12 protein-coding genes are annotated in these 12,460 nt (G+C 54.5%); 3 read left to right on the top strand and 9 right to left on the bottom strand.

Annotated features, from left to right (window positions below; translation table 11 throughout):
- The first annotated feature begins 35 nt into the window (after positions 1-35).
- Entirely contained in the window at positions 36-5,177 is a 5,142-nt protein-coding gene (locus tag QJ48_RS29720; protein WP_063858196.1) for an AAA family ATPase, read from the top strand.
- 86 nt (positions 5,178-5,263) lie between these two features.
- On the opposite strand, the gene QJ48_RS29725 is transcribed toward QJ48_RS29720, so the two are convergent.
- The 6 genes from QJ48_RS29725 to purT form a co-directional block, all read right to left on the bottom strand.
- On the bottom strand, positions 5,264-6,085 hold the full coding sequence (locus QJ48_RS29725) for an esterase family protein (RefSeq protein WP_054976983.1): 822 nt from the start codon (positions 6,083-6,085) through the stop codon (positions 5,264-5,266).
- Positions 6,086-6,124: 39 nt separating this feature from the next.
- The gene (gene ytxJ / locus QJ48_RS29730) at positions 6,125-6,466 is read right to left on the bottom strand and encodes a bacillithiol system redox-active protein YtxJ (RefSeq protein WP_054976984.1); all 342 of its coding nucleotides are present in this window, start codon (positions 6,464-6,466) and stop codon (positions 6,125-6,127) included.
- A 22-nt stretch (positions 6,467-6,488) separates the two neighbouring features.
- Positions 6,489-6,995, bottom strand: coding sequence for a metallophosphoesterase family protein (locus tag QJ48_RS29735; protein ID WP_054976985.1), 507 nt, complete (start codon positions 6,993-6,995; stop codon positions 6,489-6,491).
- A 147-nt stretch (positions 6,996-7,142) separates the two neighbouring features.
- The gene (locus QJ48_RS29740) at positions 7,143-7,418 is read right to left on the bottom strand and encodes a hypothetical protein (protein ID WP_054976986.1); all 276 of its coding nucleotides are present in this window, start codon (positions 7,416-7,418) and stop codon (positions 7,143-7,145) included.
- Positions 7,419-7,485: 67 nt separating this feature from the next.
- A complete protein-coding gene (locus QJ48_RS29745) occupies positions 7,486-8,274 on the bottom strand; it encodes a TIGR00266 family protein (RefSeq protein ID WP_054976987.1) in 789 nt (262 codons plus the stop codon).
- A 240-nt stretch (positions 8,275-8,514) separates the two neighbouring features.
- Positions 8,515-9,705 carry a formate-dependent phosphoribosylglycinamide formyltransferase gene (gene purT, locus QJ48_RS29750; RefSeq protein ID WP_054976988.1) on the bottom strand — a complete coding sequence of 397 codons (1,191 nt, stop codon included), beginning with the start codon at positions 9,703-9,705 and terminating at the stop codon, positions 8,515-8,517.
- A 256-nt stretch (positions 9,706-9,961) separates the two neighbouring features.
- Here purT and QJ48_RS29755 point away from each other — a divergent pair, with 256 nt between their 5' ends.
- Positions 9,962-10,279: a helix-turn-helix domain-containing protein gene (locus tag QJ48_RS29755; protein WP_010494072.1), complete on the top strand. Its 318-nt coding sequence runs from the start codon at positions 9,962-9,964 to the stop codon at positions 10,277-10,279.
- A gap of 44 nt (positions 10,280-10,323) precedes the next feature.
- Here QJ48_RS29755 and QJ48_RS29760 read toward each other — a convergent pair whose 3' ends face one another.
- Together QJ48_RS29760 and QJ48_RS29765 are read right to left on the bottom strand one after the other, a co-directional pair.
- Entirely contained in the window at positions 10,324-10,548 is a 225-nt protein-coding gene (locus QJ48_RS29760) for a hypothetical protein (RefSeq protein WP_063858197.1), read from the bottom strand.
- 61 nt (positions 10,549-10,609) lie between these two features.
- Positions 10,610-10,792 carry an aspartyl-phosphate phosphatase Spo0E family protein gene (locus QJ48_RS29765; RefSeq protein ID WP_054976990.1) on the bottom strand — a complete coding sequence of 61 codons (183 nt, stop codon included), beginning with the start codon at positions 10,790-10,792 and terminating at the stop codon, positions 10,610-10,612.
- Positions 10,793-10,981: 189 nt separating this feature from the next.
- On the opposite strand from QJ48_RS29765, the gene QJ48_RS29770 reads away from it, so the two are divergent.
- Positions 10,982-11,692 (top strand): response regulator transcription factor, encoded by a 711-nt coding sequence (locus QJ48_RS29770; protein WP_054976991.1) that lies wholly within the window; start codon positions 10,982-10,984, stop codon positions 11,690-11,692.
- 103 nt (positions 11,693-11,795) lie between these two features.
- On the opposite strand, the gene QJ48_RS37760 is transcribed toward QJ48_RS29770, so the two are convergent.
- On the bottom strand, positions 11,796-12,460 hold a 665-nt coding region (locus tag QJ48_RS37760; protein WP_054976992.1), incomplete at its 5' end, for a YhcN/YlaJ family sporulation lipoprotein.

Below are 12,460 nucleotides of genomic sequence, written 5' to 3' on the forward strand. Positions count from 1 at the left end.
AAATGAAACAAAGCAGTTTATCGGAGGGCATTCCATTGGCTTGGAACGTAAATGAAAAGTCGCTTGAGCCGATCGGCGAAAACGGCTTCACGATTCTTTACCGCGGCGAAGAGCTTCCTTCCGGCGAGACAAGGCTCGTTAAAATAGTAAAAGACGAATATTCCCAGCCTTCGCAACCCGACTGGCTGCAGCAAGAATATAATATCGGCAAAACCATTCCATTGGACGACATCCTCGTTCCGCGCGCGATGATCTCGGTCGGCGGCGCTTCCGCGCTGGTCATGGAGCATGCGGACGGGTACCCTCTTTCTTCCCTGTTAACTCCGCAGCCTATGGAGCTCGGCCTTTTTTTGCAGTGGGCCATTGCGGCGTCGGAACTGATCCGAAAGCTGCACCACTTGAAATTCGCCCACCTGGCTCTTTCGGCGTCTGCATTTTTTGTCGAATCCGATAGAAAAAGGATGAAACTTACCGATTTATATAGCGTAACGCCGACGACTGCAATACCGGACGCCGTCGAGGAACCGCCTCGTTACGAAGCGGAACGGCTGCTCTATGCAGCGCCGGAACAGACCGGCCGTATGAACCGCCGAACGGATACCCGGACGGATGTGTATGCGCTGGGCGTTTTGTTCTACCGGATGCTGACCGGTGTCTATCCGTTCGACAGCGAGGATGCCTGCGAGCTGGTGCATCAGCATATGGCGAAGCAGCCCATCCCGCCCGGCGCGCGGTCGTATGAGGTGCCGCAGCCCGTTTGCGGTATTGTCATGAAGTGTCTGGCCAAGCATCCTGAAGACCGGTATCAGAGCGCATTTGCGCTGCAGCGGGATTTGGAAAGCTGCTTGAAGCAGCTTCAGACGGAAGGCTACATCGACGAGTCCGCCGTTGGTGCCGCAGAAATGTCGGATCAGTTCCGCATCTCTGATGCGATCTACGGCCGTGAAGCGGAGCTGCAGCAGCTTCAGGACGCTTACCGGCGGGCACTGCTCGGCAACCTCGAAATCGTGCTCGTCTCCGGCTTGTCCGGGATCGGAAAGTCGTATTTAATCGATGAATTTCAAAAGTCGGTGCAGAGCCGCGGCGGCTTGTTTGTTACCGGCAAGTTCGACCAATTCAAGCGCGATACGCCGTACCATGCCGTTCAGCAAGCGGGACGGCAGCTGCTACAGCATTTGCTCGCGCTTCCCGAGGAACGGTTCCAGGGGCTGAAGCAGCGGATTCTGGAGGCCGTCGTACCTAACGGACAGATCCTGGTAGAGATGAATCCCGATGTTGAGCTGATTTTAGGCAAGCAGCCGCCGCTGTCCAAGCTTCCGCCTGTCGAAACGCATAACCGGTTTATTTTAACTTTGCAAAAATTTCTGTCCGTCGTTATGTCCCAAGAGCAGCCTCTGGTAATCTTCTTGGACGATCTGCAATGGGCCGACCCGTCTTCCGTCCAGATCATCGAGGACCTGGTGTTGGACTCGGAGCTTCAGTACGGACTGTTCGTAGGAGCCTACCGGGACCGGGAATATAACGAACCTCCCCCGATGCAAGCGTTCTTGGACAAGATGGAGCGAAGCAATATGCCGAACCGGATGCGAATCCGGCTCGAACCGCTTCAGGAAGAGCACATCGAACGCATGCTGAACGATTCGCTACGGCCGATCCGCCAACCTGTAAATGAATTGGCGGGCCTGATTATGGATAAGACGAAAGGCAATCCGTTCTTTACCAAGCAGTTTTTCCGGACGCTGTACGATCACCAGCTGCTGCGCTTCAACTATGACGCCGATTGCTGGGAATGGGACCCCGACAAAATCGGCGAACTGCATATTACCGACAACGTAGTGGATTTTATGATCAACAAAATCCGCCGTCTCTCCGGGCCTCTGCAGCAAGTATTGATGCATGCCGCCTGCGTCGGACACCATTTTGATACCGATACGTTGACCCACGTGCTGGAGCGGCCTCCGGACACGATCGGCCCTTTGCTGCAAGAAGCGGTTACCGACGGACTTCTGCTGCAGGCCGGTCTAGCACGTCAAGTCCCGCCGGAAAAGCTCTCCTTCAAATTCATGCACGACCGGGTCTATCAGGCGGTCTATTCGCTTGTTCCGAAAGACCGGAAAAAAGAGATTCATCTGCATATCGGAAGGCTGCTGCAAAAGCATTATCAAGGGGATGCGCAGGAAGAGCGGCTGTTCGAAATGACGAATCAGCTCAATCTCGGCTCGGCGCTTATGACGCTCCCCGAGGAAAAAGATCAATTGGCCCGCCTGAATGCGGCGGCATGCCGGAAAGCGAAGACCAATTCCGCTTATGACATCGCGCTGCGCTATGCGGCCCAAGGCATCGCATTGCTGGAGGAAGACTGTTGGGTGCGCCAATACGAACTGACCTTTTCCCTGCAGCTGGATCAAGCCGAGCTGGAGTACTTGTGCGGTCAGTTTGAAGAAGCGAAGCGTTCGTTTAAGACGGTGCTGAAGCATGCGCGGACGAAGCTGGAAAAAGCGGAAGCCTGCAACCTGATGATGGTGCTGTTCACCAATATGGGCGAGCATGAAGAAGCGTTACGAATCGGCTTGGAAGGATTGAAGCTGTTCGATCTTTCGATCCGGCCGAATCCCGGCAAGCTGGGCATCGGGCGGGCGTTGGTGAAGACGCATCTGCTCGTAGGAACCCGGCATCCCCATGAGCTGCTCGATCTGCCGGTCATGACGGACCCGAACCATAAAGCGGTCATGCGGCTCATGGTGAATTTGACGCCCCCGGCCTATTTTTTAAATTCGGAATTATACGTTTATCTTATGCTGCAAATGTTCAACTACTCGCTCGTTCACGGGCATTCGGAAGGCTCGGCTCTCGCCTGCTCGACGTACGGGATCATTGTAAGCTCGCTGCTCGGACGACTGAAAACCGGCATGGAATATGGCCGGCTTGGAGCGAAGCTCAGCGATTCGTTTAACGATTTGTCCATGAAATGCAAAGTTTATTTTGCTTACGGTTCCTTTACGAGCAACGCAAAGGAGCATATCGAAACAAGTGTCCGATATTTGCACAAGGCTTATCAATTCGGTATAGAATCGGGGGATTTCATATACGCAGGCTATTCGATCGCGTTCAGCTTTTTTATGCGGCTGCTTAAAGGCGATCCATTGGCGGAAGTGCTGAAGGAAACGGACCAATACCATACGTTCGTACATAAAGCAAAAGACCGGGATACGATTTGGATTTATACCGTGCTTCAGCGCTATATGATGTTTTTGAAGGAAGATATCCTGCCTGCCCCGGCCGGCACAAAAGGCGGCGAGCCCTTCATGAACGCAGACGAAGCAAAGCAAATGAAAGCTTTGACCAATCAGGCTATCGCCCATACGTATTACGTGCTTCAAGCCCAAACGTATTTACTGCTGGACCGCCCGGACGAAGCCAAGGCGATTTGCGAGACCGCGGAAGCCGGCATCAAGTCGGTTTTCGGTCTGCCACACGTGCACCTGCATCACTTTCATTATGCTTTGGCGCTTGCCGGTTTGTACGCCAAGGCGCCGGCCAAGGAGCGGAAAGCTTACAAAGCCCGTATCCGCAAAAGCATCCGGTTTCTGGAGCGGTGGTCGGCCTTCTCGCCGGATAATTTTCTCGCGATGAAATTGCTTGTCGAAGCCGAATGGCATCGGATTTCCGATGACTCGGCGCGGGCTGTAGATAAATACGACCTGGCCATTCATCATGCCTCGAAAAACGGCTTCGTGCCGCTCGAAGCGATGGCCGGAGAATGTGCCGCAAAGTACTATATGCAGGCCGGAAAACTCAAGGTGGCCCGCTCCTATTTAATGGAAGCCCGAAGCTTATATGCGAAGTGGGGCGCCACCCGGAAGGTATCCGATCTGGACGACCGCTATCCGTCCCTGCTCAGCAGGGCGCTGGCCGGCGAATCGACAATCGACCTCTCCTGCATGATGAAGGCGTCTCAAGCGATCTCGAACGAAGCCGTATTCCAGCACATGCTTGAAAGCGTCATGACGATCGTGTTGGAAAATGCCGGCGCGGACAAAGGGCTGCTCGTGCTCGAACGGAACGGCCGGCTATTCGTCGAAGCGGAAAAAGCGCTTCGCACCCCGTTCGAGTCGCTGCATTCGGCCTCTTTGGACGATTGCCGCAGCGCGGCCGTCACAGTAATACAGTATGCCGCCCGGACCGGCGAAACGGTGCTTTTGCACGATGCGGCAGTCTCGGACATTTTCGCACGGGACGCCTACATTATGGCGCAGCGGCCCAAATCGATTCTGTGTGTGCCTATTCTTAAGCAGAGCAAGCTGATCGGCGCGCTTTACTTGGAGAACAGCCTCGCCAGCCATGTATTTAAAGAAGCGCGTCTCGACACGCTCAAGCTGCTTGCCGCTGAGGTCGCGATGCTGATCGAGAATTCCAAGCTGTACGACCATCTGGAATACAAAGATTACAAGCTGCAGCTCATGGAGGAGTGGGAGAAAAACATCCGTCTGCAGCTTGACGAGAAGGAACGCTGGGTGCAGTCGGCGGAAGCAACCATGCTGAATATACGCAAAGCGCAGCATGAACTGATCAACAATGTGCAAACCGTTCATGCTCTGCTGATGATGAACAAGTTCGATATGGCAAAAGAGTATATCTCCGTTTGGTGCAAAGAGATCGTGCAGCAATCGGTCATCGGATCGGTTGAATTTCCGGTGCTGGGCGTCGTTCTGAGCAACCTGTCGCTTATCTGCATCTCGGAGAAAATCGATCTGCAGGTGGCCGGGAAGCTTGACTGCACGTTTGAAGAGCTGACCCTGCCGATCAGTTATTTCTCCAGCATTATGCACAATCTGCTGAAGAATGCCGTGGAGGCCATTCCGACCGACGATTTGCTCCGCACCGTCCGCCTGACGATCGAAGAATCCGAAGACCGGTATACGGTTTCCGTATTTAATTCCGGCTCCTATGTCAAGGAAGAGGACCGGTTAAACATATTCGAGAAAGGCTTCTCCACCAAATCCGACGTCACGAATTCCGGCCTCGGTCTGCATATCGTGCAAAATTATTTGCAGCATTACGGAGGAAGCGTGGAGTGCCGTTCCGATCCGGGGAGAGGAACGACGTTTACCGTGCACTTGCGTAAAAAAGGGCCGGGCACGCTCCATGAGGGTGCCGCGGTTGCCGGAATGAATTAACGCCCGGGCATACAAAAGCCCGCCTGTCTCCAGCGATGAATGATGCATTTCATCACGGAAGACGGCGGGCTATTCAGTGCTGGTTGTCAAACCGCAGGGCTGTGCTTCGGCGCCGATCCGGCGAAACAACGCTCGATGAACCGGAGCGCTTCAGGCAGGTGCCCTCCGAAATACTCCCAATTGTGATCTCCTTCGAATTCCATATACTCATGCGGGTAGCCGATCTGCTCCAACAGCGCCTGATAAGCGGAGTTAAGCGGGAACAACGAGTCCGCTGTGCCGCAGTTGAAATGAAGCGCGGGCCGGACTTCTTCCTTCACCCTACGTGCAGCCAGCACGTGCAAATCCAGCTCTTGCGCATAAGGACCGTGTACGGGTCCGATCATCCGGCACACATCCGTACGAAGGAACGCTTCGTTCATGAGGCTGACCGACATGAGCGCGCCCGCGATACTGGCAGCCGCCCCGAAGAGGTGTGGATTGCGCAATGCCAGCACAAACGAGCCGTACCCGCCCATGGACAGGCCGCAGAGAGCTCTATGGGAAGGAGCTGCAACCGTGCGGAACTCGCGGTCGATCGCAGGAATAAGATCGTACAGGAAATAATCCTCGAAGCGTCCCGAGCCGTCAAACCAGTTGACGTAAAACGTGCCGTGGCCGTAACCGCCGTCGCTGACCATCACTACGATGCTCTCGCGGAGGTCTCCGGAAGCCATGAGCTGTTCGATCGTTTGCTCGGCGTTTCCTTTCACGTTCCAGCTCGTTTCGTTCCCGTATAGCCCGTGAAGCAAATAAACAACCGGGTAGCGGGTGTCCTCAGACTCGTTATAGCTCGGGGGAAGATAGACGTAGCATAGCTTGCGCGCAAACAACGCGCCGGAAAAAAACGCAAACGGCGTCACTCCCATTGCGGTCGTTCCCCTTTCCTTAGCCTTAGCTTGCCGGCCCTAGTTCAATACCGCGGTCATGTGTTCTTCGGTGATCGCCCAATGCGACGTGTTCCAGACCGTTTCTTTGTTCTTGATATATAAAATTTGCGGCGAAGCGTGCTTTACGCCCGTATCTTCGGCAATTTGGTTGGACACCGGACGAGATTCGATGACCTTGACCAACACATACTCGACATCCGTGTTCGGCGTTTTTCCTAGATAAGCCTCATATTCCTGCAGCGCATTGAAGCTGACCGGACATGCCGTGCTATGCTTGAGCACAACGATCGGTTGTTCCGTTGTCGCCGCCAAAAGCTGTTCCCATTCTTCATTCGTTGTAATTTCTTTCCACTGTGCCATGTCGCTTCCTCCGTCTCCTGAATCAATTGGTTTTGTCAAAAAAATAATGGTCGGCCTCTACCCGGTCTCCGAGTTGAAGGATACCGTAGGAATACCGGGGCTGCCGGCGCTTATCGGTCGGCGATCCTGGGTTGAACAGCAGCATGCCTCCGCGTTCTTCCTTGTAAGGGATATGCGAGTGGCCGAACAGCACGATGTCCGCCGTCCCCTTCCCTTCCGCGTCGCGGAACGATTCGTAAGCCGTATCGGTCGTAGAACGACCGCCGTGTCCGTGCACCATCCCGATGCGGTACCCGCCAAGCTCAAGGAGCTTGCGGCGGCCGAAGCGTCTAACGATGTCCATGCCGTCGTTGTTGCCGGCAATCCCGTCAACCGGGGCCAGTGCCTCAAACAGATCGCATACGGTCTCATCCACCCAATCTCCCGCGTGCAGAATCAGATCGACCCCCTGCAAGCCTTGAACAAGCGGCTCCGGCAGCGTTCTGGCCCGGCTGTACATATGAGTATCGGATACGACTCCGATGCGCATGGCAGCTCCCGCCCTCCATTTACATTGATTTCTTCATTTTACCATACAACCGGGGAAAAGAAAAAAGCACCGCGAGGGTGCTTGCCCGTACCGAACCTAAAAACCCGTGAACAAAAGGTCCACGGGTCGTTCGAACGTTCCGCCGGTTTAAGCTTGCGGAGTACCCGCCAAGTCAAGCGCTTGAGACGAAATATTTTCTTTGAACTTGGACATGCAGTTGCACAAAAAGTCTTTGCGGCAAATCGGGCAAGGCTCTTTCAGCAGCCGGTTAATATGGGTTGGCGTGACGTTGCCTGCCGTGTCTCGTTCGTAAATAAGACGGCAAACCGTCCGATCCTTCAATTGTGCTACGATTTCGAACAATCCGTTTTTCGGATTGTGACTGACGATTTTGGCATCGATGACTTGTGGTTGGTACGCCATCTACAGCACCTCTTTCAACGATATTGTGAGCGGCAAAAAATAATCGTATTATCAATCATATCGTTTTTTAACGGTCGCCGTCAAGCAGATTCCCGAGGCCGCCCAAAATGCTGCCTTCCTCCTTGCGTCCGCCCGTCCGTGCCGCGCTCATCACCCGATCCGCTAACCGGCTGAACGGCAGCGACTGAATCCATACCCGGCCCGGTCCCCGCAGCGTAGCGAAGAACAGCCCTTCGCCGCCGAAGATCGCCGTCTTGACGCCTTTGACGAACTCGATGTCGTAATCCACATCCTGCGTCATCCCGACCAGACATCCGGTATCCACGCGGATCATTTCGCCCGGGCCCAGCACTCGCTCATGAATCGCCCCGCCCGCGTGAACGAACGCCAGACCGTCGCCTTCAATCTTCTGCATGATGAAGCCTTCACCGCCGAAAAATCCGGCGCCCAGCTTGCGCTGAAACTCGATGCCGACGGAAACGCCCTTCGCCGCGCACAGAAACGAATCCTTTTGGCAGATCAGCTTGCCGTTCAGCTCCATCAGATCCATCGGCAAAATGCGGCCGGGATAAGGGGAAGCAAAGCTGACGCATTCCTTGCCCGCGCCACGGTTCGTGAACGCGGTCATGAACAAGCTCTCGCCCGAAAGCAGCCGCTTGCCCGCGCCGAACAGCTTTCCGACGAAGCCTTTGTTCTGCTCGCTGCCGTCGCCGAAAATCGTTTCCATCTGTATGTTCTGGTCCATCATCATCATCGATCCGGCTTCGGCAAAAACAGTTTCTCCCGGGTCCAGCTCGACCTCGACAAACTGCATTTCCGAACCGATAATCCGGTAATCAACTTCATGTGCATTCATGAACGATCTCTCCTTTTAGGCGGGGCTTGTACTCGTTGTCAATAATGATGGACTGCAGAAATCCGGCGAGCAGGCAACTGTTGCTCAAGCGCTTCGTCCTCCCTTGTGTCCCCGATTCGGAGACCGTGGCATACGTCTATGCTCAAGCGTGTGCCTTCCGGAACGGCCGCTGTTCAGTTATCGAACTCTATGAACCGTATGGATGTTATACGGACATCCGGATGCCGCGGTTTCGCGGCCTCAAGCCTTGTCCGTCCCATACTCGATCCGCAGGTGCGAAGCGGCTTCCTTGGCCTGCTGGCGGGCGGCTTCCACCGTCTCTGCCGAGCTCAAAGCGACAGCCATGCGCCGGCCCGGCTTCGTCTCCGGCTTGCCGAACACGCGAACCTGGGAATTCGGGATCGCCAGCGCCTGTTCAAGACCACCGATGCGAAAATCCGACGTTTCCCGGTCCGCCTTCAGCGTGTAGGAAGCCGCCGGTGTTAGCATCCGCACACCCGGGATCGGGAACCCGAGGATCGCCCGTACGTGCAAAGCAAACTCGGACAAATCCTGCGAAGCCATCGTCACCATTCCCGTATCGTGCGGGCGGGGACTTACCTCGCTGAAGTACACCTTGTCCGGCGCAAGGAACAACTCCACCCCGTAAATACCGGCGCCGCCAAGCGCTTCGGTGATCGCTCCCGCCACCCGCTGGGCCTCTGCGATCTGAGCGTCGCTCATCGCATGCGGCTGCCAGGATTCGATATAATCGCCATCCTTTTGAATATGGCCGATGGGCGCGCAATACGTCGTTCCGGAGACGGATCGGACTGTAAGCAGCGTAATTTCCGAATCGAATCGGATGAACTCTTCCACGATGACGCGGGTCTTTTTGGCCCGGCCGCCTTCCATGGCATAGTTCCAGCTAGCTTCTGCGTCTTCCGGCGTGCGGCAGACGCTCTGCCCTTTGCCCGAGGAGCTCATAATCGGCTTAATGACGCACGGCGTTCCGATCGTCGCAACAGCCTCCTGAAGCTCCTCCAAGCTATCGGCGAACGCATACCTCGCTGTCGGCAAGCCAAGCGTCTCCGCGGCCAGCCTGCGGATGCCTTCCCGGTCCATCGTCAGCCTCGCGGCGGTTGCCGTAGGCACGACGCGGTAGCCTTCGCTTTCCAGCTCCACCAAGGTAGGCGTCGCAATCGCTTCAATCTCGGGCACGATAAGATCAGGACGTTCTTTCTCAATGATTCGGCGCAGCTCCTCGCCGTCCAGCATGTTGATGACATAGGATCGGTGCGCTACCTGCATAGCGGGCGCATTCGCGTAACGGTCGACCGCGATCGTTTCCACGCCAAGACGCTGGGCTTCAAGAATGACCTCCTTGCCCAACTCGCCTGCTCCCAGCAGCATCATTTTTTTCGCGTTCGTCGATAACGGTGCACCGTACATGGAAGGTTCCTCCTCAATGATGGTATGATTTTCATGAAAGTCCTATCGCTGTTATACTTTACTTTATTCGATTTTTCAACTCTATTCTGCGACGAAAAACGACAAATTTCGTTCAGAACCAAGAAAAGCCCCGCCACGCCTGGGGCGAACGGAGCGGCCGGAACTTCCTACTGCCAAAACCGGCAAAAACGAAACAAAAAACTTACTTTTGTCAAGTAACTTATGCTAAAATGTAGATTAAGAAGAGGTGAAAACGATGGCAGATCATCCGCATCATTTATGTCCCAAATTCGAAGCCGCCTTTGAAATTTTAGGCAAGCGCTGGACCGGTCTGATTATCCGGGCATTATTGGGAGGTCCGTGCCGCTTTAAAGATATCTCCGAGATGATTCCCGGAATGAGCGACCGCATGCTTGCCGAACGCTTCAAAGAGCTGGAAGCCGCCGGATTAATCAGCCGGCACGTCTATCCCGAGACGCCGGTCCGGATCGAGTACGAATTAACAGATAAGGGAAAAGCACTGGAACCGGTCATGAATGCGGTTCAAAAGTGGGGGGAAACGTGGGTCAAATGACCCCGTTTCTTGTCATGCCCTCCCATGCTACAATGGAAGAAGCGTTAATCGTGGTGGACAGGCTCGGCCATCCAGGTGACCGGGTAATAGAACATACGGTGCCCGCACTGCGGGCATTTGATTTTCATGTCCAGCTCGTTCAAACCGTTCATAAATAACGCACGCGAAAAGGACGACTCATCGTTGACCGTCCGGATGATATCTCGTTGGGGGGCGTAGTTGCAGCTCGAAGCGCTGCAGCAAGCACGAACTTTGTAAGCGCTGCTCACGGGAGAGGCACATCCTTCCAAAGAAGTCATGACTTCTTTGGTATGGCCTCCTGCCGAATTTTTATACGGCTTTTAATCCGACCGGCTGCGGCGGACGCATAGCAAGCAAGACGAGCTCGTCCAGCTCCATGCTTTTATGTACGACTTCCGGATCGGTCAACAAACAGCCTTGGCTGGTTACCAAAGCGTTCAACTCGTCGATGCAGCTGCGAATTCGATGTTCCAACTGTGCATGAATCAGCATTGGTAGACCTCCTTGGCTTTGTTCGCGCAAACGAACGGCAGTCCGTTCCCGTGTTGGTTCTCCGCTCTTAAGGCTTTCTATAATTTCGATTATGAAGGACATTCTTTAAAAAAGTAGCAGCCGCATATTTGATTTTTATTAAGTTTCTTAACATTTATCTAATACTTCATTTCGTCGAGGTGGCACATCATGTCTAAAGTATTGCTGGTTGAGGATGATCAAAGTATTGCGGATATGATATCCATTTACTTGAGCGAAGAAAATTATACCGTGTTTTGTGCAGCCGACGGCAAGCAGGGCAAAGAATTGTTCAGCCAGCATGAGCCGGATGTCGTCATTCTTGATTTGATGCTTCCGGATACGAACGGCATCGAGCTGTGCAAGCACTTTCGCACCGTCTCCAACGTGCCGATCATGATCGTTTCCGCCAAAAGCGAGGTATCCGAACGCGTCAATGCGCTGATGATCGGCGCGGACGATTATTTATGCAAGCCGTTCAGCATGCGAGAGCTGGCTGCGCGGACGAGTGCGCTCCTGCGCCGCTCCGCCTTAACCCAAACGGCCAGACCCGCAGCAGAGGACCCTGTGCCTATGGAAACGAAGGACATCGTCCTCGATTTGGAAAAGCGGGGCATCTACTTGCACGGGCAAGCGGTGGAAACGACGTATTCGGAATTTGAAATCATGAAAAATTTCTGGCTTCATCCCGGCAAAGTCTTCTCAAGAGAAGAGCTGTTGAACAAAATTCGCGGCATCGATTCTTTTGTGACCGAACGCTCGGTCGACGTACATATTACGAATCTCCGCAAAAAAATCGAGACGGACCCTAAAGAGCCCAAATATATCAAAACCGTATGGGGCGTCGGATATAAATTCGAAATGCCGATGAAGGCCAATTAACCGGGCTCTCCGACTGCGCGCTTTTATCAACATAAAAATCCGGCCGGGTACGCAACCTTATCAAGCGTTGCGACCGGCCGGATTTTTGTATACGGCGACATCGTTATTTGCGGGTGTTGGCATCGTCCGGAAATACATGCAGGATCAAAGTATTGAACTCGTTCATATAATTCGTCATGGTGCCGCGCTCCTTCTCTTCCTTCGCATAAAAGCGGACGCGCTGCACGAAATTCGGGTTAGCCGATACGTATACTTGCTGAATGTTGGTAGGCGCCATCGACAAGACCAGCTTGCGAATTTCATCGGCCTTTCCTGTCGACAAGCCCCCGTTTTCCGTCCACGAATACCGGTTCGGCCCTTTATCGGTGCCTCCGAATATCCCGACTCCGCCTTTCGACGTTACCTGATATCCCAGCATGTCCGGCGACGCCTCGGCTTCCGGACTATGGCCGTCCAGAACGACCGCAACATAGCCGTTCACTTCCGTTAGCAGCACTTGGGCCTCACGGACGCCGGAGACGCCTTTCACCCGTTCCGCGATCTGCGGCGAGAATGCCATCGTACTCGCCGAGTGCCGGTTCGTCATGTCGAGCTGCTTTCGTCCGCTGTATTCTATCCCTTGCCGGCTCTGCTGCTCGTCTATCCAACGCTGCTTGACCCCAAGCGACCCGTCTTCGTTATTGCGGGAATCGCGGTCATACAAGGCTTGCTGCCGGTAATCCTCCAGCCCGCCGCCGGGTCGGCTGGCCTGCGGCTTGTTCCCGCCGC

The organism is Paenibacillus sp. A3, from assembly GCF_001399685.1.
Lineage (GTDB): Bacteria > Bacillota > Bacilli > Paenibacillales > NBRC-103111 > Paenibacillus_G.